The organism is Burkholderia anthinoferrum, from assembly GCF_002925705.1.
Lineage (GTDB): Bacteria > Pseudomonadota > Gammaproteobacteria > Burkholderiales > Burkholderiaceae > Burkholderia > Burkholderia semiarida.
The window spans coordinates 376,817-401,043 of the sequence record NZ_LFZP01000051.1; the positions used below are offsets into that span (position 1 = coordinate 376,817).

Consider the following 24,227-nt stretch of genomic DNA (forward strand, 5'->3'; position numbering starts at 1 on the left):
TCCGTAACCGAGCAAGGAGCCCATCATGAACGACCGTCTTCCGCTGTCCTGGACCCGCGTGTGTCCGCTCGACGACATCGTGCCGAACACCGGCGTGTGCGCGCTCGTCAACGGCGAGCAGGTCGCGGTGTTTCACGTCGCGCATCCCGACGGCGGCGTGTTCGCGATCGACAACGTCGATCCCGTGTCGCAGGCCGCCGTGATGTCGCGCGGGCTGATCGGCAGCCTCGGCGAACGCGTCGTGGTCGCGTCGCCGCTGTACAAGCAGCACTTCGACCTGCGTACCGGCGAATGCCTGGAAGCGCCCGAGCAGTCGGTGAGCGCGTATCCGTCGCGGGTCGAGGACGGTTTCGTGTGGGTCGCGGCCTGAGCCCGCCGGAGCACGCATGACCGCCACCCCCGTCAAGAGCGTGTGCCCGTACTGCGGCGTCGGCTGCGGGATGGTGCTGCACGTCGAGGACGGCGAAGTCGTCAAGGTATCCGGCGACGCCGACCATCCGACCAACTTCGGGCGGCTGTGCACGAAGGGTTCGTCGGCGCACGTCGCGCTGCGCCGTTCGGGCCGGCTCGACCGTGCGTTCGTGCGCCGCGCGCGCGAGGACGACCTCGTGCCGCTGCCGGCGCGCGACGCGATCGCCGAGACCGCGCGCCGCCTGCGCGCGGTGCTCGACGCGCACGGGCCCGATGCGCTGTCGTTCTACGTGTCGGGGCAGATGTCGATCGAGGCGCAGTATCTCGTCAACAAGCTCGCGAAGGGCTTCGTCGGCACCAACAACATCGAGTCGAACTCGCGCCTGTGCATGGCGAGCGCGAGCACCGGCTACAAGCAGTCGCTCGGCGCGGACGGGCCGCCCGGGTCGTACGAGGATTTCGATCGCGCGAACCTGTTCTTCGTGATCGGCGCGAACATGGCCGACTGTCACCCGATCCTGTTCCTGCGGATGATGGATCGCGTGAAGGCCGGCGCGAAGCTCGTCGTCGTCGATCCGCGCCGCACCGGCACGGCCGACAAGGCCGACCTGTTCCTGCAGATCCGGCCCGGCACTGATCTCGCGCTGATCAACGGGCTCCTGCACCTGCTGCATGCGAACGGGCGCACCGATGCCGCGTTCATCGACGCATACACCGAAGGCTGGGATGCGATGCCCGCGTTCCTCGCCGACTACACGCCCGAGCGCGTCGCCGCGATCACGGGGCTTGCCGAGGCCGACATCCGCACGGCCGCGCAATGGATCGGCGACGCGCAGGAATGGATGAGCTGCTGGACGATGGGGCTCAACCAGAGCACGCACGGCGTGTGGAACACCAACGCGATCTGCAACCTGCATCTCGCGACGGGCAAGATCTGCCGCCCGGGCAGCGGGCCGTTCTCGCTGACGGGCCAGCCGAACGCGATGGGCGGGCGCGAGATGGGCTACATGGGCCCGGGGCTGCCGGGCCAGCGCTCGGTGGCGTCCGACGACGACCGCCGCTTCGTCGAGAATCTGTGGCGCGTGCCGGCCGGCACGCTGCGCAAGGACACCGGCAACGGTACGGTCGACCTGTTCGAGCGGATGGCGGCCGGCGACATCAAGGCATGCTGGATCGTCTGCACGAACCCGGTCGCGACCGTGCCGAACCGGCGCAACGTGATCGCCGGACTGCAGGCGGCGGAGCTCGTGATCGCGCAGGACGCGTTCCTCGATACCGAGACCAACCGCTATGCGGACATCCTGCTGCCGGGCGCGCTGTGGGCCGAGGGTGACGGCGTGATGATCAACTCCGAGCGCAACATGACGCTGATGCGCGCGGCGGTCGCGCCGCCCGGCGATGCGCTGCCGGACTGGCGCATCGTCGCGGAAGTCGCGCGCGCGATGGGCTTTGGCGACGCGTTCGACTATGCGTCGGCGGCCGACGTGTTCGACGAGATCGTCCGCTTCTCGAATCCGGCGACCGGCTACGACCTGCGCGGCGCGAGCCATGCGGCGCTCCGCGACGGGCCCGTGCAATGGCCGGTCGCGCCGGGCACCGCGCGCGAGCGGCACCCGATCCGTTACCTGAACGACGGCGTGAGCCAGACGCCGCGCACGGCCGACGGCGGGCACGATGCGCCGCGCCTCGCGTTCCCGACGCCGTCGGGCAAGGCGCGCTTTTTCGCGCGACCGCACGTCGATCCGGCCGAACTGCCCGACGGCACGTTCCCGATCGTGCTGAACACCGGCCGGCTGCAGCATCAATGGCACACGATGACGAAGACGGGCAAGGTCGCGATGCTGAACAAGCTCAACCCGCGTCCATTCGTCGAACTGCACCCGGACGATGCGAGCGCGCTCGGCATCGCCGCGAAGGACAGCGTCGAGATCCGTTCGGCGCGCGGCCGCGCGGTGCTGCCGGCCGTCGTGACCGAGCGCGTGCGGCGCGGCAACTGCTTCGCGCCGATGCACTGGAACGACGTGTACGGCGACGACCTGTGCATCAACGCGGTGACGAACGACGCGATCGACCCGGAATCGCAGCAGCCCGAACTGAAATACTGCGCGGTCGCGCTCACGCGCGTCGACACGGACGCGTTCGCGTCGGCCGACGACGACACGGCGCGCGTCGACGCAGGCGCGGACGATGCACCGCCCGCGCCTGCGATCTCGCCGATCGCGGCTTCACAGGAATTCGATATGGCAGACCTCGACACTTTCGCGGCCGCGCTCGGCGTCGCCGATCTCGCGCCGCCGCCGCTGACCGACGCCGAGCGCCTGTACGTGGCCGGCCTCGTCGGCGGGCTGAAGGCGAGCGCCGGCCGTCGCGACGGCGGCGTGCCCGTGCTGCCGGCCGGCGCGCCGTTGACGCCGCCCGTGCGGTTCTGGCTCGACGGGATGCTCGCCGGCCTGTTCAGCCGCGCGCTGCCTGCCGGCGCGCAGAGCGCGGCGGCGCCCGCGCTGCCGGCCGACGCCGCCGCGGCCGGCGGCGTGCGCATCGTGCGCCCGCGCCCGAAGGTCACGTTGTTATGGGCGTCGCAGACCGGCAACATCGAATCGCTGACCGAGGATTACGCGACGAAGCTGATGAACGCCGGCTTCGAGATCCGCACGGCATGCATGTCCGACTATCCGGTCGCGTCGCTCGCCGGTGCGCAATACGTGCTGCTGATGACGAGCACGTTCGGCGACGGCGATGCGCCCGACAACGGCAGCGAATTCTGGGACGCGTTGCAGGCCGGCGGCGCCGCTCGCCTCGACGGCGTGCATTTCGCGGTGCTCGCGTTCGGCGACCGCAACTACGACCAGTTCTGCGGCCACGGCCGCCGGCTCGACGCGCGCCTCGCGGAACTCGGCGCGGCGCGCCTGTGCGCGCGGGTCGATTGCGACGTCGAATTCCAGCACGATGCCGATCAGTGGCTCGAACGCGTCGTCGCGCGCATCAAGGAGGCCGATGCCGCGCTGCACGCGGTGCCGTTCGGCGGGATGAGTCCGTCGGGGCTGGTGCCGACGAAGGCGCATCCGGCGCCGTCGAAGCTCGTCGCGAACCTGCGGCTGAACCGTCCGGGCGCCGCGAAGGACACGCGCTACGTATCGCTGTCGACCCAGGGCGCGAATCTCGAATACGAAACCGGCGACGCGCTCGGCGTATGGCCGACCAACTGCCCCGAACTGGTCGACGAACTGCTGTCCGTCACCGCGCTGAAGGCCGATGCGCCGGTGTCGGTGCCGGGCGTCGGCGACATCCGGCTCGGCGATGCGCTCGCGCGCCACTTCGACATCACGCGCCCGCATCCGGACACGCTGGCCTTCATCGCGTCGCGCAGCGCGAACGGCGCGCTGAAGTCGCTGCTCGGTGACGATCGCAAGAGCGACCTGAAGCAATGGTTGTGGGGGCAACAGCTTGCGGACGTGCTGCACGAATACCCGGTCGAGCTGTCGGGCGCGGAGCTGGTCGGCATGCTCAAGCGCATGCAGCCGCGCCTCTATTCGATCGCGTCGAGCCCGAGCGCGCACGCGGGCGAGATTCACCTGACCGTGTCGGCCGTGCGCTATCACAACGGCCGCCGCGCGCGCAAAGGCGTCGCGTCGACGTTCCTCGCCGATCGCGCGGACGACGGCCGCGTGCCCGTGTTCGTGCAGAAGTCCGCGCACTTCCGGCCTCCGGTGAACGGCGACGTGCCGATCGTGATGGTCGGCCCGGGCACCGGCGTCGCGCCGTTCCGCGGCTTCCTGCACGAGCGGCGGGCGCGCGGCGCACGCGGGCGCAACTGGCTGTTCTTCGGCGAGCAGCACGCGCGGACCGACTTCTATTACGGCGACGAGCTCAGCGAGATGCATGAAAGCGGCTTCCTGACGCGGCTCGATCTCGCGTTCTCGCGCGACCAGGCCGACAAGGTCTACGTGCAGGACCGGATGCGCGAGCAGGGCGCCGAGCTGTTCGCATGGCTGGAGGAAGGCGCGCACTTCTACGTGTGCGGCGACGCCGCGCGCATGGCCAAGGACGTCGATACGGCGCTGAAGGCGATCGTCGCCGAGCATGGCGGCATGTCGGACGAAGCCGCGAACGATTACGTCGCGCGGCTTTCGAAGGCGCGGCGCTACATGCGCGACGTGTACTGAATCGCGCGAGCGGCGGGCGGGAGGGCCGCCGCTTCTCCGGCGGCTTACTGCCGCCGCTCCCACGCACGCGCCTGCTCGGCGCGCACGAACGCTTCCGACGCCGCCGGCAGCAGGTTGCGGAACGCGCCGCCGTCGCCGTCGATCACGTCGACCATCTTCGCGATCATTTCCTCCGGGTCGTGCTGTTCGAGCGGGAACGTCAGCCGCGCGGGCGTCACGGTATGCGCGGCCGGATCGTGCCAGCGACGTATCGTTTCCATCATCCGGTCGTTGAAGCCGGTGCGGTACGGGCCGGGGTTTACGACCGCGACCTGGATTCCGTGCGGCGCGAGTTCCGCATGCATCGCCTCGGCCACGGATTCGACAGCGTGCTTCGACGCGCAATACGCGCCGGTGAACGGCCCCGTGATCAGCCCGGCGATCGACGACACGAACACGATCTTGCCGTGTTTGCGCGCGAGCATCCCGCGTGCGATCTGCTGCGTGAGTTCGAGCGGCCCGAACACGTTGACGTCGAACAACTCGCGAACGATCTCGACCGGCAGGTCGACTAGCGCGCCGGCTTCGCCCACCCCCGCGTTGTTCACGAGCACGTCGATGTCGAATTCGGCGGCGCGGGCGCGATCGTAGGCCGACGTGACGTCCAGCTTCACCGCGCGCAACGCGGTGCCGCGCTGCGCGGCATCGTCCGCCAGTGCGTCGAGCTCGACGGCCGTGCGTACGCCGGCCGTCACGTCGTGGCCGCGCGCGGCGAGCCGCAGCGCGACTTCGCGGCCGAAGCCGGTACCCGCGCCGGTGATGAGGATGCGTTTCTGTGCCATCTGCTTACCTTGTGGTGTGAAGGGTTGCCTGAAAAAGGTCGCGGCAGTGCTGTGCGATCGCGGTGTCTTCGTCGACGCTGCCGCCCGAGACGCCGATCGCGCCGACGCAGCGCCCGTCGCCGTCGACGAGCGGTTCGCCGCCGCCGAACGTGACGAGCCCGCCGTGACTGTGTTCGATGCCGCGCAGCGGACCGTCGCCCGACATCGCGCCGAGCGCGCCGGTCGACGCGCGAAAGCGCACCGCCGTCAGCGCCTTGCGCTGCGCGAGATCGATCGCGCCGAGAAAACAGCCGTCGGTGCGCACGAACGCGAGCAGGTTCGCGCCGGCATCGACGATGGCGATCGCGACGCCGGCCATCTGTAGCGATGCGGCATGCGCGAGCGCCGCGTCGATCGTGCGGCGGGCGACGGCGAGCGGCAGTGCGGCGGTGAGCGGGTTCATACGGGGGGCTCCGATAGGACGACAGGGCCAGTGTAGGCAGTTGCGGTATATGCGAGAATCCGCATTCCGCTGGAAGCAGTTTCAAGTTTTTTTAATGATGGGGCAGGGGATGAGCAGACGCGATCCGATGGCCGGGCTGCACGTGTTCATGACCGTCGCGACGGCCGGCAACTTCACGCGCGCGGCCGCCGCGCTGGGCCTGACGCCGGCCGCTGTCAGCCTCGCGATCGGGCAGCTTGAGGGCGAGTTGAACGTGAAGCTGTTCAACCGCAGCACGCGCGGCGTGAGTCTCACGGAAGCCGGCCAGCGCTACTGGCGGCAGACCGAACCCGCGTACCGGCAGGTCATGCAGGCACGCGACGAACTGAAGGAGGCGCGCAGCGAGCCGAACGGGCTGCTGCGCGTGACCGCGCTGCCGCTCGCGCGCTTGCTCGTGATCGCGCCGGTGCTCGCGACGTTCCGCGAGCGCTATCCGAAAGTCCGGCTCGAAATTCGCTACGAGAACGAACTCGTCGACATCGCGAAGGACGGCTTCGATGCGGGAATCCGCCTGGCCGACCGGCTGCAGCCGGGCATGATCGGCGTGCGGATCGCGCCTGCGCTGACGTGTGCGCTGGTCGCGTCGCCGGCCTATCTTGCCCGGCACGGCACGCCCGAGTCGATTGCCGCGCTCGCGCGGCATGCGTGCATCCGTTTCCGGTTTTCGGAAAGCGGCCGCCTGCACAAATGGCTGCTGCGCGACGGGCGGCACGACGTCGATCTCGATCCGGACGGCGTGTTCGTGACGAACGACGACGATGCGGTGATCGACGCGGCGCGCGCCGGAGTCGGCATCGCGTTCGCGTTCGTGCGCGAGCGGATCGAGCAGGACCTGCGCGACGGCACGCTCGTCGAGGTGCTGCCCGGTGCGTGCCGGACGCTGCCGCCGATGTGGCTGTATTACGTGAACCGCAAGCACGTGCCGGCCAAGCTGCGCGCGTTCATCGACGTGCTACGCGAGCGTGACGGCGCGGGCGCGGCGTAAGCGCTGCGGCCGTTCGCTGCAGCAATGGATCCGGCGGCGCATGATGGCGGCTCCAGCCACGAAGCCATGGAGTCGCGCGATGACCATATTTCCGCATTTTCCGATTCGAACGCTCGTGATTGCCGCGGCGGCGGCGGCCGTCGCGATTTCCGGCACACCGGCCATCGGCCAGACGTCGACGGTGCCGGCAGGCTCGGCGGTCGCGACGCCCGACAATGCGGTCCTGCTGACGGTGTTCCTGAAACACGACCAATCCCGTCCGCTCGCCGAGTTGAATGCGCAACTCGCGAAGCAGGGGTTCTACAAGGCGTTTCCGCCGCCGGGCGTCGAAGTCGTGAGCTGGACCGTGACGATGGGAATCGGGCAGATCGTCGTGCTGCGGCTGCCGGCGTCGCGGCTGCGCGAGGTCAATCGCGTGCTCGAGGACACGGCCTGGGGCGCGTACCGGACGGAGTTCTACCCGACCTACGATTACAAGGCGATCGGGTTGGGCGAGCATGAGCGGGCGAAATAGCGTACGGGAGCGTAGTTCCGCACCGACGGTGCGCCGCGCGGGCGCACCGGATCGACTCGTTCCCATTCCGAAACGCGCGGCGCCGTCGCGTTTTCGTCCTCACTGTCCGCGCTTGGCGCGGCAGATTTCTCCCAAATGGATCACAACGCGTTCATCCGATGAAAAAACCGCCCCGGTTCCCGGTATGATGCGCACCTGCGTTCGTGGAGCGCCGTATTTCTATGCGGTTTTGATGCGCAAGACATCACAAATTCGCACAAAGCGAACATGAAAGATTTTGTAATATAAGTTCCGTATACTCGTAAATTCTGGTTTCGGCGCCGCCCGCCCTCGTCCTGGCCGGCCGCCCACGCAGAACAACGAGATTTTCGTCGCCGCCCGGCCCACCCGCGCCGCGACACGCTATGCACCACCACTGAACACGTTATGTCTTCCCGCCACCCTGGTTCGCCCGGCCCTGCCGCGGCGGTGATCGCCCGTGCCCGGGCGCTGATCCGCAACGAGCGCGTGCTGTCGCCGCTGCTCGCGCTCGGTATCGGCCTGCTGCTGATCGTGGTTTTCCAGCACCTGTCGGAATCCGTCGACTACCGGTCGGTGATGCGCCAGTTGCGTCACATGTCCGTCGGCGAGTGGAGCGCGTCGCTCGCCGCGACGGCGCTCAGCTATCTCGCGCTCGTCGCCCGCGATGCGGTCGGCCTGCGCTACGTCGCGGCCAGGGTGCCGCGCGTCGCGCTATGGATCGGCGCGATCGCCGGCTCCGCGCTCGGCAACGCGACCGGCTTCGGCGCGCTGACGGGCGGCGCGGTGCGCGCCCGCGTGTACGGCGTGTCGGGCGTCACGCCTGCCCAGATCGGCCGGATGACGGTGTTCACGAGCGGCACGCTGGCGCTCGCGATGGTGCTGATGACGGCGGTCGGCATGGTCTGCGTGCCGGAGGCGCTCGCCGCGATGCTGCACGTCGCGCCCGGCGTGCTCACGTGGACGGGGGCCGCGTTGCTCGTCGTGCTCGCCGCGCTGGTCGTGCTGTGCGGCAACGCCGCGCGCCCGGTCGTCACGCGCTTCAAATGGTTGTCGTTCGACGTGCCGGCGCGGCGCGATCTCGTCGCGCAAGTCGTCTACGCGGTGCTCGACGTCGTCGCCGCGGGCCTGACGCTGTGGGTGTTGCTGCCGGCGGCGCCCGTCGGCTTCCCGACCTTCATTACCGTCTATGCCGCCGCGTTGCTGCTCGGGATGATCGGCCATACGCCGGGCGGGATCGGCGTGTTCGAAGCGGCGATGGTCTTCACGCTCGGCCGCGAAGTGCCCGCGCACGAAATGGTTGCCGCGCTGATCGCGTATCGCGCGATCTATTTCGGCGTGCCGCTCGTGCTGTCGGCCGGCCTGCTGGCCGGCTTCGAAGGCCGTGCGCTGCGACGCCGGCTCGTCACGCGGCAGGCCGCGCGCGTGTCGCAGCTCGCGCCGGTGTTCCTGAGCCTCGTGACGTTCGCGGTCGGCGGGATGCTGGTGATCTCGAGCGCGACGCCCGCGTTCTGGCACCGGATCGCGATCCTGCGCCACATCGTGCCGCTGTGGGTGCTCGAAGGCTCGCAGGTGATCTGCAGCGTGCTCGGCGTCGCGCTGCTGTTCGTCGCGCGCGGGCTGCTGCGCCGGCTCGACGGCGCGTGGTGGATGACCTTCGCATTGACGCTCGCGAGCCTCGCGCTGTCGCTGGCCAAGGGCCTCGCGTTCGTCGAGGCCGGCGTGCTCGGGACGCTGCTCGTGCTGCTGCTCGTCAGCCGCCGCCGGTTCAACCGTCATTCGTCGTTGCTCGCCGAGCGCTTCACCGTGAGCTGGTTCGTGTCGGTGGCGCTGGTGCTGATGCTGGCCGTGTGGGTGCTGTTCTTCGCGTTCCGCGACGTGCCGTACACGCGCGAGCTGTGGTCACATTTCTCGTTCGATGCGCGCGCGCCGCGGGCGCTGCGCGCGACGCTCGCCGCCGGCGTGTTCGTTGCCTTGTTCGCGCTGTGGCAACTGCTGCGCCCGGCGCCCGGGCGTTTCGTGAAGCCCGCGGCGCAGGACCTGGTCGACGCGGAGCAGATCATCCGCGCGCAGGAATGCAGCGACGCGGGCCTCGCGCTGATGGGCGACAAGTCGTTCCTGTTCTCGGAGTCGCGGCGCGCGTTCCTGATGTACGCGAAGAACGGCCGCACGTGGGCCGCGCTCCACGACCCGGTCGGGCCGCGCGAAGAGTGGCCGGCGCTGATCAGCAAGTTCATCGCGCTCGCGCATGCGCACAGCGGTCGCGCGGCGTTCTACCAGGTGCGCGCGAACGCGCTGCCGCTGTATCTCGACGCGGGGCTCACGCTGATGAAGCTGGGCGAGGAAGCGCATATCGCGCTCGACCGGTTCGACCTGAAGGGATCGAACCGCTCGCACCTGCGCTACGCGCTGCGCCGCGGCGACAAGGATGCGCTGACGGTCGAGGTGATCGCGCCGGACGACGTGCCGGCCGCGCTGCCCGCGCTGCGCGACATCTCCGACGGCTGGCTCGACAGCCGCGATGCGCGCGAGAAGAGCTTCTCGGTGGCCGCGTTCCACGACGGCTATCTCGCGACGCAATCGGTGATGCTGGTGCGGCAGGCCGACAAGCCGATCGCGTTCGTCACGTTCATGACGACCGACCTCAACACCGAGGCGACGGTCGGCGTGATGCGCCATCTGCCGGACGCTTCGCCGTACGCGATGGAGTATCTGTTTACGCAGCTCGCGCTGCATCTGAAGGAAGCGGGGTTCCGCAAGCTGAGCCTGGGTATCGCGCCGTTCTCGGGGATGGGCGCGGCGAAGATGCCGTCGCCGTTCCACCGGCTCGGCCTGATGGTCTGGCGCTTCGGCGGCCGCTTCTACAACTTCCGCGGCTTGCGCGCTTTCAAGAGCAAGTTCGAACCGCACTGGGAGCCGCGTTATCTCGCGGCCTCGGGCTCGGTCGGCGTGTTCGTCACGCTCGCGGATCTCTCATTGCTGGCTGGAGGTCGGCGTTCATGATGTTGACGAAGGGAATCGCGCGGGCGGCAGCCGCCTGCGCGGGAATGATGCTGGCCGGCGCCGCGTGCGCGGCGCAGCCGGCCGCAGTGAAAGCCGAAACCGTGTCCGGCGGCCGCTATGGGCCCGTGACCGTGACGAAGCCAAGCGGGCCGCTGCGTGGTTTCGTCGTACTGTTCTCGCGTGAGGCCGGCTGGCATGCCGCCGATCAGCAGGCGGCCGACGCGCTCGCGAAAGCCGGTGCGATGACGGTCGGCGTCGATTCCGCGCGTTACGCGGCGAATCTCGCCGCGAAGCAGGAGGCCTGCCACCACCTCGACGGCGACGCCGAGGCGGTCAGCCATCAGCTCGAACGTCTCGCGCAGTCGTCGCGCTATTTCACGCCGATCGTCGCGGGCGTGGGCCAGGGCGGCGCGATCGCGAAGCAGATCCTGTCGATGGCGCCGGAGAACACGATCGCCGGTGTCGTCGCGGTCGGTCCGGCCGCGAAGCTCGATCCGCGCTTCAAGCCGTGTCCGCCCGATCCGACGATCGTGCGCCGCGCGATGCCGGGCTTCGTCGAAACGGCGGCGGCGGGCGACACTGGGAAGCTCGTGTCGCTCGTCACGTCGCACCTGCACGACACCACCAGCAGCGACGAGCTCGACGTATCGGACCTGCCGCTCGTCGAGCTGCCGGCCAAGGGCGGCAGCGACCGGCTCGCGATCGTGATCTCGGGCGACGGCGGCTGGCGCGATCTCGACAAGACGATCGCCGAGGCGTTGCGGCGCGACGGCGTGTCGGTGGTCGGCATCGACAGCCTGCGCTATTTCTGGAGCGAGAAGCCGCCCGCGCAGGTGAGCCGCGATCTGGCCCGCGTGATGCGCACCTACATGGCGCGCTGGCATGCGAGCCGCGTGGCGCTGGTCGGCTACTCGTTCGGCGCCGACGTGATGCCGTTCGCGTACAACCGGCTGCCGGCCGACCTGCGCGACAAGGTCGTGGTGATGTCGCTGCTCGGCTTCGCGCCGTCCGCCGATTTCCAGATCCGCGTGACGGGCTGGCTCGGCATGCCCGCCAGCGACAACGCGCTGAAGGTCGCGCCGGAGATCGCGAAGGTGCCGCCGGCGCTCGTGCAGTGCTTCTATGGCGCGGAAGAGACGGACACGATGTGCCCGGCGCTCGCGAACACGGGCGCCGACGTGATCAAGACGCAGGGCGATCACCACTTCGGCCGCGATTACATCGCGCTCGAAAAGAAGATCCTCGGCGGGTTCGGCAAGGCGACGGCGGCGCGCTGAACGCCGGCGGGCGCCCGCGTGACGTCGGGTGCCCGCCGGTTTGCTTGCGGTTCATCGCGTTCCGAGGTCAAGCGTCGACGACGAGCGCCGGATCGAGTGCGCGGATGCGCTGGTCGATGAAGTAGCCGCCGCCTTCCTGGTAGCGCAGGAACAGGCGGCCGCACGTGCGGCAGCGGCTGACGGTGCAGCGGTTGTACGGGAAATGGCGCGGCGCGATCGGTGCGTCGTCCGATGCGTAGCGCGTGCCGGCCGGATGATATTCCGCATAGGTCGGCTCGGCTTCGCCCGGCGCGACGAGCGTGGCCACTTCGGTCAGTTGCGTGTCCGGCAGCGACAGCGGCAGGGTCGTCCAGCCGGCGAGCGAGGTCCTCGTGCATGCGCACGGCTGCGTGACATGCGCGGCTTCGGCCGTCAGTTTCAGCAGCGCGTCGTGATCGACGTAAGGCAGTGGGCTCATGGGCAATCGGGAAAGGGCGGCAGGACCTGCAATGTAACCCGCGTGCGGCCTGGCTGCATGGCCGTGACGCGCCCCGCGCCGCGCGCATCGTGTGCGATCAGCCTGCCTTGCGGACGGGCGGCTGCGCGACCAGTTCGCCGAGCACGCGGATCGCGCGTTCGATGTCGCGGCTCCACGGGTGGCCGAAGTTCACGCGCACGCAGCGCTCGAAGCCGTGCGCGGCCGAAAAGAGCGGCCCCGGCGCGAAGCTGATGCCGCGGGCGATCGCCTGGCGATGCAGTTCCATCGCGTCGATCGCGTCGGGAAACGCGAGCCACAGAAAATACCCGCCGTCGGGCCGTACCCATTCGACGCCGGCCGGCAGCCAGCGCCGCAGCGCGTCGTCCATCCGGTCGAGCTGCGCGTGCAGCGCGCCGCGCAGCTTGCGCAGGTGCCGGTCGTAGCCGCCGTGCTCGAGATAGTTCGCGATGCCGGCCTGCGCCGGAATGCTGGCCGACAGCGTCGTCATCAGCTTGAGCCGCTGCACCTTCTCCGCGAACCGGCCGGCGGCGGCCCAGCCGATCCGGTAGCCGGGCGCGAGCGTCTTCGAGAACGAACTGCAGTGCATCACGAGGCCATGACGGTCGAACGCGCGCGCGGGCAGCGGGTAGTCCGGGCCGAAATGCAGCTCGCCGTACACGTCGTCCTCGATCAGCGGCACCTCGCGCGCCGCGAGCAGGTCGACGAGCGCGCGCTTTTTTTCGGCGGACAGCGTGACGCCGGTCGGATTCTGGAAATTGGTCATGAACCAGCACGCGCGGATGTCGTGCCGGTCGAGCGCGTTCGCGAGCGCATCGAGATCGAGGCCCGTGCGCGGATCGACGGGAATCTCGACCGCGCGCAGGTCGAGCCGCTCGATCGCCTGCAGCGCCGCATAGAAGCCGGGCGCTTCGACGGCGACGACGTCGCCGGGCCGCGTGACGGCCATCAGGCACAGGTTCAGTGCTTCGAGTGCACCGTTCGTGACGACGATTTCGTCGATCGGCTGCGAGATGCCGGTGGCGAGATAGCGCCGCGCGATCTGCTGGCGCAGCGCTTCGCTGCCGGGCGGCAGGTCGACGACGGTGCTCCACGGGCTCACGAGCCGCGCGGCTTGCGCGAGCGACTTCGCCAGACGCGGCAGCGGAAACAGTTGCGGCGCCGGGAACGCGGACCCGAGCGGCACGATGCCCGGCTGCGTGGCCGCATCGAGCACGGAGAACACGAGGTTGCTGATGTCGACCTTGCGCGTGGCGCCGACGCGGCGCGTACGGTGCTTCGCCGCCGGGCTCGCGGCCGGTTGCGCGCCCGGCGCGACGTAGTAGCCGGAGCGTTCGCGCGCGCGGATCAACCCCCACTGTTCGAGCAGGTAATACGCGCGAAACACCGTCGACTGGCTCACGCCATGCTGCGCGATGATCTGCCGCAGCGACGGCAGGCGCGTGCCGACGGCAAGGTTGCCGTTGCGGATGTCGTCGGCGATCGTATGGGCGAGGGTTTCGTAGCGTTTCATCGGCGTGGGCGGAGTGCGTCGCCGCCGCACGCGGGCCGCAGCGGCGCCGCGCCGGCGGGCGCGGCCCATTGTCCGATGCGCGGCCCGAAAAGGAAAGCGCGGCTGTTCCGGCCGCGCCGTCCCGCGGCGTCAGGCCGCGTTCGGCTCGGCGTTGCGCCCGCTGCCGCCGCGCCGCAGCGGCGGCAACGGCTCGACCTTGCCGACCACGAACAGGTACGACAGTGCACCGACCACGCACAGCGCGCCGGCCACCGCGAGCGGCACCACGAACGAGCCTTTCGTGATCGACAGCATCACGCCGGTGAAGGTCGTGATGAAGATGCCCGCGAGATTGCCCGCGAAGTTCTGGATGCCGCCGAGCGAGGCGACGTGCGCGGGCGTCGGCGCGACTTCGCCGACGAGCGTCCACACGTTGGCGCCGGCGAACGACAGGCTGGCATACGCGAGTGCGAACAGGCCGAGGCAGGCCCAGTCGTTTTCGACGAACGCGGACAGCGCGATCGACGACGACAGCAGCATGCCGAACACGAGGCAGGTCTTGCGCGCGGCGGTGGCGCTCCAGCCGCGGCGGAACAGGCTGTCCGACACGTAGCCGCCGAGCCAGCCGCCGGGAATCGCGAGCAGCGCGGGCAGCATGCCCCACGTGCCGAGCGACGCGAGCGAGAAGCCGCGCGACTGCAGCAGGTAGCTCGGGAACCACGTGATGAAGAAGTAGATCGCGAAGTTCAGGCAGAACAGGCCGATCATCATTCCCCACACGGTGCGGTAGCGGAACAGGTCGAGCCACGACACCTTCGGGCCGTCGGTTGCGGCCGCAACCGTCGGCGCGCCGCGTTGCGCGAGCAGCGCGTCGACGGCGTCCGGCGCGATCGCGCGATAGCGTTCCGGATCGCGATAGACGAACCACCACGCCAGCGCCCATACGATGCCGATGCCGCCCGTGATCACGAACGACCCGCGCCAGCCGACCAGCGAGATCAGCCACGCGACGAGCGGCAGCGACAACGCCGAGCCGACGCGCGAGCCGCTGTCGAAGATGCTGCTGGCCAGCCCGCGCTCGCTGCGCGGGAACCAGTTGAACGCGACCTTCGCGAACGAAGGGATCGCGGCCGCTTCGCCGACGCCGAGCATCAGCCGTACGCCGACCAGTTGCGCGAGGCCGCGCGCGGCGCCCGTCGCGACGGTGAACACCGACCACCAGCCGACGGCCAGCGCGAGGCTAACGCGCACGCCGACCTTGTCGATGAACCAGCCGGCCGGCAATTGCAGGAACGCATAGGTCCAGAAGAACGCGCTCAGCACGAGCCCCATGCCGACCGCGTCGAGGCCGAGATCGGCACGGATGCTGGGTGCGGCGATCGCGAGGTTCGCGCGATCGATGAAGTTGATGACGTTGGCCAGGAAGCACATCAGGATCATGGCCCATCGGATGCGTGGCATGCAGGTGTCTCCGTGCGGAATGTCGTGGCGGGCGACCGGCGATCCGCTGCGCCGGCCGCCTCGAAAGGCGGATTACCGCGACGCTTGCGGTGCGCGGTCGAACTTCGTCAGCGCTTCCCACAGGCCGTTCAGGTAGACCGCGCCGAGCGCTCGGTCGTAGAGGCCGTAGCCGGGCTTGCCCGTTTCGCCCCAGATCATGCGGCCATGGTCGGGGCGCACGTAGCCGGTGAAGCCGGTGTCGTGGTACGCCTTCACGATCGCGGCGATGTCGAGCGAGCCGCAGCTCGACAGATGCGCGGTTTCCTCGAAATCGCCGTTCGCATCGACCTTCACGTTGCGGATGTGCGCGAAATGGATGCGGCCCATCGCGCCGAACTCGCGCACGAGCGCTTCGACGTCGTTCTCGGGGCCCGCGCCGAGCGAGCCCGAGCACAGCGTCAAGCCGTTCGCGGGGGAATCGACGAGGCGCACGATCCGCGCGAGATCGTCGCGGTTCTTCACGATGCGCGGTAGCCCGAAGATCGGTCGCGGCGGATCGTCGGGGTGGATCGCCATCTTCACGCCGGCTTCCTCGGCGACCGGAATGATCGCCTTCAGGAAGTATTCAAGGTTGGCCCACAGCGCGTGCTCGTCGACGTCGCGGTAGTCGGCGAGCAGCGCCTGCAACTGTTCGGGCCGGTAGCTCGAATCCCAGCCGGGCAGCGCGATGCCGTCGTTCGGATCGATCCGGTCGACCGCGTCGGTGCTGAATGCGAGGCAGGTCGAACCGTCGTCGAGCGTCTTCGACAGCTCGGTGCGCGTCCAGTCGAACACGGGCATGAAGTTGTAGCAGACGACGCGGATGCCGGCCGCGCCGAGATGGCGGATCGTCTGCCGGTAGTGGTCGATCAGGCGGTCGCGGCCCGGCTTGCCGAGCTTGATGTCCTCGTGCACGGGCACCGACTCGACGACGTCGAACTGCAGGCCGGCGCGTTCGATCGTCGCCTTCAGCGCTTCGATCTTGTGCGCGGGCCAGACCTCGCCCACCGGTTCGTCGTAGATCGCGGACACGATATGCGTGACGCCGGGGATCTGGCGGATGTATTGCAGCGAGACCGGATCGGACTCGCCGTACCAACGGAAAGACATCTTCACTGGAGCGGCTCCTGGCTGGCGGTTCATGCGTCGGACGGCCGGGGCGGCAGCGTGCCGGCCCGTCGTCGGTATGCGGATTATGATTGGTATGCCAATTGTGCGGGATAGTGGTTTACCAGTTGTTCGGGCGAACGCTGGTCCGTGTGACGTTTCCGGAAGCGCCAGACAAGGCCGGCCAACGGTCGAACCGGGGGTGTCGTACAAATTGGTGTACCATTTTGACGATCCGGCGCCGCAGCGGCGCCGGCCAGCCTGTTGCGAGCCTTCCGATGACCGATCTTTCCAGCCTGCCCGCCAGCCGCGACACCGATGCCGCGGACCGCTCCTATATCGGCCTCGCGCGACAGATTCACGCGATGGTGGCCGCCGGCGCGTTCGAAGCCGGCGCGCGGCTGCCGTCGGAGCGCAGCCTGGCCGACCAGTTCGGCGTGAGCCGCACGCAGGTGCGCGAGGCGATCATCGCGCTCGAGGTGCAGGGAATCGTCGAGGTGCGGATCGGCTCGGGCATCTATGTGTCGGCGGCCGATGCCGCGCGGCCTGTGACGTTCGAAGTACCGCGCGGCCCGGGGCCGATCGAGACGCTGCGCGCGCGCGGGCTGATCGAGGCGGAAGTCGCGGCGCTCGCGGCGACCGAACGCAAGGATGCCGATCTCGACCGCCTGTTTTTCTCGCTGACGACGATGCGCGAGCAGATGAACGACAAGGCCGCCTATGACGCGGCCGATCGTCAGTTCCATCTGCGAATCGCGGAATCGACCGGCAACACGGTGCTGCTGCACATGGTCACGGCGATGTGGGATTGTGCGCGCAGCGATCCGCTGTGGGACAAGATCGAGGAGCACTTTCACTCGACCGCGCTGCGCGAGGCGTCGCAGGACGATCACCAGCGCATCTTCGCGACGATCATGGCGCGCGACGCGGACGGTGCGCGCGACGCGATGCGCGCGCACCTGTCGCGCGTGATCGCGGAATTCACGCAGGCCTGGCGCTGACGTTCGTCTTCGCGACCCGACACGGGCCTGAGTTATCGCGTCGCATTTGCCGTCCGCGGCCCGCGAACGCGCGCCGTGTGCGGCTTGTTCCAATTGCGCGACCGTGCGTTTTATGGTCTCGTTGCGGGATATCGCATCGACTCGAAAAAGGACAGTCGAATGCAGCCGGGCGATTCACACGGGGTCCCATTGATCAGCGGAATTGGCGCACCCAGGCGCGCACGCGGCGCCGTGCGCGCGCTGCTCGTCATATTGACGCTGGGCTTGCTGGCGCCCGTGCCGCCCACCTTCGCCGCCTCTCCCGAAACCGCCAACGACAACGTGCTGCGCGTGCTGGCGTGGCCCGGTTATGCCGACAGCGATATCGTCAGCGCATTCGAGGCGCAGTTTCATGTGCGCGTCGAGGTGACGCTGGTCGATTCCGACGAAGCGCTGTGGGCGCGCATGCACAGCGCATCGCCGCCCCCGTACGACGTGCTGGCCGCGAATACGGCCGAGATCCAGCGCTATGCGCACGAACACCTGCTCGCACCGATCGACCTGCCGCGCGTCCCGAACCGGCGGCGGCAGTTGCCGAATTTCCAGCAGCTCGCGACGATCGGCGGCCTCGTGCAGGACGGCGCGTCCTACGCGATTCCGTTCACGTATTCGTCGATGGGGCTGATCTACGACCGCAAGCAGGTGCCGGCCGCGCCGCGCTCGATGCGCGAGTTGTGGAATCCGCGTTACCGCGGCAAGGTGCTCGACTTCAACAGCGCGCAGCACAATTTCTCGTTTACGGCGCTGGCGCTCGGCTATCCCGACCCGTTCCGCCTGTCGCCTGCGCAGACGCTTGCCGTCGCCCGCAAGCTGATCGACCTGCGCCGCAACCTGCTGACGTACTACACGCTGCCCGAGGAGGCGACCGCGCTCTTTGTCCAGCATCGCGCAGCGCTGATGTTCGGCAACTACGGCACGCAGCAGGTCGAGCAGTTGCGTCGCGCCGGCGCGGACGTCGGCTACGTGATCCCGGACGAAGGCGCGCTGGCATGGCTCGACTGCTGGGCCGTCACGCGCGGCGCGCAACGTCCCCAGCTCGCGTTCGCGTGGATCAACTACATGCTCGAACCGGCGATCGGCACGCTGCTCACCGAGCGCCAGGGTCTCGCGAACACGCTCGAGCCGCCTCGCGGCGTGGAGACCGGGCGCCAGCATCTCGTCTGGATTCAGCCCGTGGAGGACATCGCGCGCCGCGAATCGCTGTGGAGCCGCATCGTGTCGGGCGACCGGCCGGAGCAGTTCGGAAAATGATCCGGCTCGGGCTCACGTCGAAGCTGTCGGTGCTGTTCGCATGCATCGGCGTGATCGCGTCCGGCACGACCGGCTACTACGCGTATCGCGCCAACCGCGCGATGCTCGTGCAGGAAGCGCAGCACAGCCTGCTGATGTCGACGCAATTGCTCGGCCAGCGCTTCACGACCGCGCTCGCCGACGTGGCCGACGATGCGCTCGTGCTCGCGCAGTTGCCGTCGTCCGCGTTCGTCGCGGGCACCGACCACCCGGACAACGCGAGCCGCATGCGGCTCGAGCAGGTGTATTACAGCTTCATGAGGAATCATCCGGAATACCTGCAGATCCGCCTGATCGCGAGCGGGCATTTCGGGATCGAACGCATTCGCCTCGATCGTGATGCGCGCGGCATCGTCGTGCTGCCCGAAAGCGTATTCCAGGAGAAAGGACAGTTTTCCTACGTATTCGATACGCTCGCGATGGCGCCCGGTCATATCTACCTGTCGCCGATCGCGATCAATCACGAGACGGGCGCGCATGCGGCGCAAGGGCTGCCGATCCTGCGCGTGGGGACGCCGGTGGTCGACGCGTCGGGCCAGACGGTCGGCGCGCTCGTCGTCGACGTCGAGCTGTCGCGCGTGTTCGACCGGCTCGAACGCGACTTGCCGCGAGACTACGGGGTCTATCTCGCGAACGAGTGGGGCGACTTTCTCGTGCATCCCGATTCGTCACAGACGTTCGGCTTCGATCGCGGCCGGCGCGTGCTGATGCAGGATCGCTTCGCGGCCACGCGCGCGCTGTTCGACAGTGCGCGCACGAACGTGACGCTCAACGGCCTCGCGCAGCCCGACGAGGCGCCGGGCCAGATGTTCGCGTTCGTGCGTACGCCGTTCGGGCACGACGACGGCAACCGCTTCGTCGTGCTCGGGATGGCCCGCCCGCTGGGCGACGTGCTCGCGCCGGCCGGCATGCTGGGCGAACGGATCGTCAGGATGGTGCTCGTATCGAGCATGCTCGCGGTGATCCTTGCGATCCTGTTCGCGCGTGCGATCACGCGGCCGTTGCAGACGCTTGCGCGCGCGGCGACGCATGTGTTCGACGATCCGGCCGCCGAGCGGCTGCCGGTCGAGCGTGCCGACGAGATCGGCGTGCTCGCGCGCTGTTTCGAAAGCATGCGCGTCGAGATCCGCACGCAGGTCGCGATGCTGCGCGCGAAGCAGCAGGAGCTCACGCATCTCGCCGGCCACGATCCGCTGACCGCGCTGCCGAACCGTATGCTGTTCATGGAGCATCTGGACGCCGCGATCCGGCACGCGGCCGCGGTACGCGAAGGGCTGGCCGTCATGTTCGTCGACCTGGACGGGTTCAAGCAGATCAACGACCAGCTCGGACACTCGGCCGGCGATCGCACGCTGGTCACCGTTGCGAAGCGGTTGACCCACGTGCTGCGCAGCGGCGACATGGTGGCCCGGCTGGGCGGCGACGAATTCATCGTGCTGCTCTCGGACGTGCATTCGCCGGCGGTGATCGGCGATGTCGCGACGCGCATCCAGATCGTGATGGCCGAGGAACTGGAGTTCGACGAACGGCGCGTGGCCGTCGGGGCGAGCATCGGTGTCAGCGAGTTCCCCGCGGACGGCGCGTCGGCCGAGGAACTGCTCGTCAAGGCCGACGCGGCGATGTACGCGGCCAAGGCGTCCGCGCAGCGCGCATGCGTGCGCTACCAGGATCTGATTCGGGGCAGCGCGCCGGACGAGACCGGCCGCGTCGCGTCGGGCGGCCGCTGACGGCGGGCCGAAACGCGAAGAGCCCGTCGCGGGACGGGCTCCTCGCCGTGCGGGCTGCGCGCGCAGGGCGCGCGGCGGCGCGCTTAATGGCCGAAGTAGACCGAGTCGTGCCGGCTTTGCACCCGCACGGCCGGTGCGCCGCTCTCGCCGGTCGCGGCCGGTTGCGAACCGAAGCCGCTGTTGTCGACGCCGCGCACGCGGGCTTCCGCGGCCTGGACGTCGGCCGGGTAGTACGGGCTCGACTGGCTCGGCTTGTAGCCGGCGTTTTCGAGCTGGACCAGTTCATTGCGCACCTGGGCACGGGTCACGGTGCTTTGTGCGAATGCGCCGAACGAGGCGGACAGGGCGACGGCGGCTGCGACTGCGGAAACGAGCGATTTCATGATGACCTCCGGTGTTTATTGGCTTTCCGCGTTCGACGCCATGTCGTCAGCGGTTGAATACATCGTAGGCGCGGGGTCACCTAGGGTAAACGTGAATTTGAGTGAAAGATCGTTGCTTTCGCGGTAACAATGCCGCGACCGAACCCCTTCTGTCCCCACGCTGTATTACGGGGATTGAACGGAGTGGCGGGAGAGTGAAAGGGCGGGATGTCGCGCGGGCGCGGGCGCCCGGGCGTCGAAGGGCCGGCGACCGTCGCGCGGCGGCACGGCTCGCGCCAGGGTGCCGGCTCAGACCCCGTCGTCGTCGATTTCCTTGCGCTCGCGGCGCTCCTCGTTGCCGCGACGCGCGCGCAGCCGCTGGCGCGACAGGACCGCGATCACTTGCTGGGTCGGCGCGCCGGACGGCAACTCGTTGCGGATGCGATCGGGGACCATCGGCAGGCCCGCGCGCTGCCGGCGCAGCGCCTTGGCGATTGCCCGGCGGCATTCGTCGCCGTGGCAATCCCATTCATCGCGGATTCTCAGGCAATAACGGCATTGTTCCATCCGGCTAGTCTAGCGCGTCTTCGGGAATGAAGCAGGACGTGGTGCCGGACGCCGGCGGCGCCGGGCGTGGCAGTCGTTCAGTCGGATTGAAGTGCATCATCGAATGGTGCGGCGTGGCGACGCGTGGCTGTCCGCTGCCTGACCGCAGGGCCGGTTCAATATAATTCAAGAGAACGCGGCATACCATGCACAGAATACATGCCCTCGAACAAGGAAACCCGATGACGCTTGCCCAGTTGCAGGCCCTGGCTGCGGTGGTGGAGCTCGGCTCGCTGACGGCCGCGGCAGACCGGCTCAGCCGCAGCCAATCCGCGATCAGCCACGCGCTGACGGAGCTGGAGGACATCACGCAGATCAAGCTGCTCTGGCGCGACCGGCAGCCGGTCCTCCTGACGGCGGCCGGCGAACGCCTGTGGCCGTATGTGCAGAGCGTGGTGCGGGAAGCGCAGATGCTGCGTCAGCAGTTCAGCCTGGCGCGCGGCAAGCTCGAAGGAAAGCTGGTGGTCGCGTCGCTGCCGAGCGTCTCGCTGGCGTTCGTCGTTCCCGCGCTCGAGGCGTTGAAGGCGATGCACCCGGGCGTATCGGCGGTGCTGCTCGAAGGCACGGACAGCGAAGTCGAAGGGTGGATCGACGACGGGACGGCCGACGTCGGCGTGGTGGCCGGCACGAAGACGTTCGCGCACAACCTGCCGCTGCTCGACGAGGATTTCGTCGCGGTGGCGGCCGCCGACATGTTCGCCGGCCGCAAGAGCGTGTCGGCCAGGCAGTTGGCCGCGGCGCCGTTCATCTTCTCGAAGGCCGGGTGCGGGCCGGTGATCGCGGATTACTTCGCGCGCGGCGGCGCGCCGCTTCGGGCGGCGTTCAACGTGGTCGAGATGCGCACCATCCTGTCGATGGCTGAAGCCGGCATGGGCGTGTCGATCGTGCCGCGCATCACGCTCACGTACACACCGTTCGGCGGCCGCGTGCTGGCCCTGTCGCCGCGGCTGCATCGGTCCGTGCGGCTGGCGTGGAATACCGCCGGCAACGCGGTCGCCGACGCGTTCGTGCGGCTCGTCGACGCGCAACGTGCGAAAGCGGAAAAGACGATTCGCACGCGCGCGAAAAAGGGCAGGTAGCGGCCGGCCGCAAGATGAACGGCGCTCATGGGCCGCTTGCAGTTTATTCATGCCGACGACGGCCGCGATGCAATACATTGTTCGCACCTCGTGATCGTCGCCCTGAAGGAGCGTGCCGTGCCTGCCTTGCCCACCCTGTTTGCGTTCGGACTCGTGTCGCTCGGCATGGTGCTGACGCCCGGACCGAACATGATCTACCTGGTTTCGCGCTCGATCTGCCAGGGCCGCCGCGCCGGGCTGGTGTCGCTCGGCGGCGTCGCGCTGGGATTCGTGTTCTACATGGTCTGCGCGGCAGTGGGCATCACCGCGCTGGTGATGACCGTGCCGTATGCGTACGATGCGCTGCGCGTTGCCGGCGCGCTGTATCTCGCCTACCTCGCGTGGCAGGCGCTGAAGCCGGGCGGGCGCTCCGCGTTTCAGGTCAGGGAGTTGCCGCACGACAGCCGCATCAGGTTGTTCGCGATGGGCTTCATCACGAACCTCGTGAACCCGAAGATCGCGGTGATGTACCTGTCGTTGCTGCCGCAGTTCATCGTGCCGGGGCACGGCAGCGTGCTCGCGCAATCGCTCGCGCTCGGCTGCGTGCAGATCGCGGTGAGCGTCAGCGTCAACGCGCTGATCGCGTGCGCGGCGGGTTCGATCGCGGGCTTTCTCGCGGGGCGGCCGCTCTGGGCGGCGGCTCAGCGCTGGCTGATGGGGACGGTGCTGGCCGGGCTGGCGATGCGGATCGCGCTCGAATCGCGAAGCTAGCGCGGTGGACGCGGCTCCGAGCACGGCCGGTCGGGATCCGGCCTGCCGTCAATGCCCCGGCCATCGTCACCCGTGGCAATTGCCCTCGGCCTGCTTGCTCGTCCGCACGCGCTTGGCCTTGTCACGACGCCGGCCGCGTGTCGCGAGCCAGCACAGGATCGACCCGCCGCACACCATCGACGCGCCTTGCCAGAATTCGGCGGACAGCGGCGCATCGAGCAGCATCGCGGCGAGGGCAGCGGCGAGCACCGGGGTGAAGTACGATGCGCCGACGATGACCGTCACGTTGCCGTGCATGATGCCGGTGTTCCAGGCCGCATAGCCGAAGCCGAGCGCCGACGCGGCCAGCACGAGATACGCGACCGCGTGCAAACTGAACGTCATGGCGCCGCCGCCTTCGATCGCGAACTTGATCCAGAGCACCGCGGCGACCAGCATGAAGAACGGCGTGACGCCGTTCCTGCCGTCGGCGATGCGCGCGGTCACCGTGCAATAACCGGCCCAGATCAGCGCGCCGAAGAATGCCAGCCCGTAACTCAGCGGATTGTCCGCGACGTTGCGCAGCATGCCGGCCGGATCGAGCCCCTGGTCGCCGCCGAGCACCCGGCAGATGCCGAGCATCGACAGCAGGACGCCCGGCACGACGAGCAGGTTCGCGCGCTGCTTGTTGAACACGATGGCGGCGACCAGCGTGAGGCTCGGCCACAGATAGTTGACCATCGCGACTTCGATCGCTTGCTGACCGTTGCGCGCATAGCCGATCGACAGCGACAGGCATACCTCGTACGACACGAACAGCAGCCCGCCCCAGAGCAGATAGTTTTTCGGGAATCGGCTCAGGTCGGGGAAGCCGATCGAGAACAGCAGCAGCACGGACGCCACCGTATAGATCATCGCCGCGCCGCCGGTCGCGCCGAGGCTTTCGCTGACCCCGCGAACGAGCGCGACCACCGACGCCCATAACAGCACCGCGCCGAGCCCGAGGAGCGTTGCCTGGTTCTTGCGTTTCATGCTTGCTGCGTGTTTCAACATGCCCATTCGATTTCGGATGATTCGGGTCGGCTCGCGCGTGCTGTTGTCGCAAGCAGCGGTACCAAGCGAAGGTTCCGCCGGAAACGCGCATTTTACGGGGGCGCGGCCGTTGCGG

The 24,227-nt window shown here is 68.7% G+C and carries 20 protein-coding genes; 11 read left to right on the forward strand and 9 right to left on the reverse strand.

Features of this window, described 5'->3' with window-relative positions:
• Positions 1-25 precede the first annotated feature (25 nt).
• The gene (nirD, locus tag C5F75_RS22175; RefSeq protein ID WP_059585049.1) at positions 26-370 is read left to right on the forward strand and encodes a nitrite reductase small subunit NirD; all 345 of its coding nucleotides are present in this window, start codon (positions 26-28) and stop codon (positions 368-370) included.
• 16 nt (positions 371-386) lie between these two features.
• Positions 387-4,574 (forward strand): bifunctional nitrate reductase/sulfite reductase flavoprotein subunit alpha, encoded by a 4,188-nt coding sequence (locus tag C5F75_RS22180; RefSeq protein ID WP_059585050.1) that lies wholly within the window; start codon positions 387-389, stop codon positions 4,572-4,574.
• A 44-nt stretch (positions 4,575-4,618) separates the two neighbouring features.
• Here C5F75_RS22180 and C5F75_RS22185 read toward each other — a convergent pair whose 3' ends face one another.
• Together C5F75_RS22185 and C5F75_RS22190 are read right to left on the reverse strand one after the other, a co-directional pair.
• Positions 4,619-5,395, reverse strand: a complete 777-nt coding sequence (locus C5F75_RS22185) for an SDR family oxidoreductase (RefSeq protein ID WP_059585051.1) — start codon at positions 5,393-5,395, stop codon at positions 4,619-4,621.
• 4 nt (positions 5,396-5,399) lie between these two features.
• Positions 5,400-5,837 carry a GlcG/HbpS family heme-binding protein gene (locus tag C5F75_RS22190; protein ID WP_059585052.1) on the reverse strand — a complete coding sequence of 146 codons (438 nt, stop codon included), beginning with the start codon at positions 5,835-5,837 and terminating at the stop codon, positions 5,400-5,402.
• A gap of 109 nt (positions 5,838-5,946) precedes the next feature.
• Between C5F75_RS22190 and C5F75_RS22195 the strand changes: the two genes are divergently transcribed.
• The 4 genes from C5F75_RS22195 (at position 5,947) to C5F75_RS22215 (ending at position 11,673) form a co-directional block, all read left to right on the forward strand.
• Positions 5,947-6,861, forward strand: coding sequence for a LysR family transcriptional regulator (locus C5F75_RS22195; RefSeq protein ID WP_059585053.1), 915 nt, complete (start codon positions 5,947-5,949; stop codon positions 6,859-6,861).
• Positions 6,862-6,940: 79 nt separating this feature from the next.
• Positions 6,941-7,375, forward strand: a complete 435-nt coding sequence (locus tag C5F75_RS22200) for a hypothetical protein (RefSeq protein WP_059585136.1) — start codon at positions 6,941-6,943, stop codon at positions 7,373-7,375.
• A 426-nt stretch (positions 7,376-7,801) separates the two neighbouring features.
• Positions 7,802-10,396 (forward strand): bifunctional lysylphosphatidylglycerol flippase/synthetase MprF, encoded by a 2,595-nt coding sequence (mprF, locus tag C5F75_RS22210; RefSeq protein WP_059585054.1) that lies wholly within the window; start codon positions 7,802-7,804, stop codon positions 10,394-10,396.
• On the forward strand, positions 10,393-11,673 hold the full coding sequence (locus tag C5F75_RS22215; RefSeq protein WP_059585055.1) for a virulence factor family protein: 1,281 nt from the start codon (positions 10,393-10,395) through the stop codon (positions 11,671-11,673). The genes mprF and C5F75_RS22215 overlap by 4 nt, the downstream gene beginning before the upstream one ends.
• A 67-nt stretch (positions 11,674-11,740) precedes the next feature.
• Here the strand turns inward: C5F75_RS22215 and C5F75_RS22220 are convergent, their stop codons facing one another.
• The 4 genes from C5F75_RS22220 to uxuA all read right to left on the reverse strand — a co-directional run bounded on the left by C5F75_RS22220 (position 11,741) and on the right by uxuA (position 16,235).
• Positions 11,741-12,130: a hypothetical protein gene (locus C5F75_RS22220; protein WP_059585056.1), complete on the reverse strand. Its 390-nt coding sequence runs from the start codon at positions 12,128-12,130 to the stop codon at positions 11,741-11,743.
• 97 nt (positions 12,131-12,227) lie between these two features.
• On the reverse strand, positions 12,228-13,661 hold the full coding sequence (locus C5F75_RS22225; protein ID WP_059585137.1) for an aminotransferase-like domain-containing protein: 1,434 nt from the start codon (positions 13,659-13,661) through the stop codon (positions 12,228-12,230).
• Positions 13,662-13,790: 129 nt separating this feature from the next.
• Positions 13,791-15,101 carry an MFS transporter gene (locus tag C5F75_RS22230; RefSeq protein WP_060009368.1) on the reverse strand — a complete coding sequence of 437 codons (1,311 nt, stop codon included), beginning with the start codon at positions 15,099-15,101 and terminating at the stop codon, positions 13,791-13,793.
• Positions 15,102-15,173: 72 nt separating this feature from the next.
• Positions 15,174-16,235, reverse strand: coding sequence for a mannonate dehydratase (gene uxuA / locus C5F75_RS22235; RefSeq protein WP_179231779.1), 1,062 nt, complete (start codon positions 16,233-16,235; stop codon positions 15,174-15,176).
• Between the two features lie 269 nt (positions 16,236-16,504).
• On the opposite strand from uxuA, the gene C5F75_RS22240 reads away from it, so the two are divergent.
• From C5F75_RS22240 to C5F75_RS22250, 3 genes are all read left to right on the forward strand, one after another.
• Entirely contained in the window at positions 16,505-17,227 is a 723-nt protein-coding gene (locus C5F75_RS22240) for a FadR/GntR family transcriptional regulator (protein ID WP_059585058.1), read from the forward strand.
• A 159-nt stretch (positions 17,228-17,386) separates the two neighbouring features.
• Complete coding sequence (locus tag C5F75_RS22245; RefSeq protein ID WP_059585059.1) at positions 17,387-18,517, forward strand: ABC transporter substrate-binding protein; 1,131 nt, start codon at positions 17,387-17,389, stop codon at positions 18,515-18,517.
• Positions 18,514-20,283 (forward strand): GGDEF domain-containing protein, encoded by a 1,770-nt coding sequence (locus tag C5F75_RS22250; RefSeq protein ID WP_059585060.1) that lies wholly within the window; start codon positions 18,514-18,516, stop codon positions 20,281-20,283. The genes C5F75_RS22245 and C5F75_RS22250 overlap by 4 nt, the downstream gene beginning before the upstream one ends.
• Before the next feature lie 83 nt (positions 20,284-20,366).
• On the opposite strand, the gene C5F75_RS22255 is transcribed toward C5F75_RS22250, so the two are convergent.
• Both C5F75_RS22255 and C5F75_RS22260 read right to left on the reverse strand, forming a co-directional pair.
• Positions 20,367-20,666: a DUF4148 domain-containing protein gene (locus tag C5F75_RS22255; protein ID WP_059585061.1), complete on the reverse strand. Its 300-nt coding sequence runs from the start codon at positions 20,664-20,666 to the stop codon at positions 20,367-20,369.
• A 288-nt stretch (positions 20,667-20,954) separates the two neighbouring features.
• The gene (locus C5F75_RS22260) at positions 20,955-21,212 is read right to left on the reverse strand and encodes a hypothetical protein (RefSeq protein ID WP_059585062.1); all 258 of its coding nucleotides are present in this window, start codon (positions 21,210-21,212) and stop codon (positions 20,955-20,957) included.
• Positions 21,213-21,433: 221 nt separating this feature from the next.
• Between C5F75_RS22260 and C5F75_RS22265 the strand changes: the two genes are divergently transcribed.
• Both C5F75_RS22265 and C5F75_RS22270 read left to right on the forward strand, forming a co-directional pair.
• Entirely contained in the window at positions 21,434-22,330 is an 897-nt protein-coding gene (locus tag C5F75_RS22265) for a LysR family transcriptional regulator (protein ID WP_059585063.1), read from the forward strand.
• Positions 22,331-22,447: 117 nt separating this feature from the next.
• On the forward strand, positions 22,448-23,080 hold the full coding sequence (locus tag C5F75_RS22270) for a LysE family translocator (RefSeq protein ID WP_059585139.1): 633 nt from the start codon (positions 22,448-22,450) through the stop codon (positions 23,078-23,080).
• 66 nt (positions 23,081-23,146) lie between these two features.
• On the opposite strand, the gene yddG is transcribed toward C5F75_RS22270, so the two are convergent.
• Positions 23,147-24,091 (reverse strand): aromatic amino acid DMT transporter YddG, encoded by a 945-nt coding sequence (gene yddG / locus C5F75_RS22275; RefSeq protein ID WP_143328754.1) that lies wholly within the window; start codon positions 24,089-24,091, stop codon positions 23,147-23,149.
• Positions 24,092-24,227 lie beyond the last annotated feature (136 nt).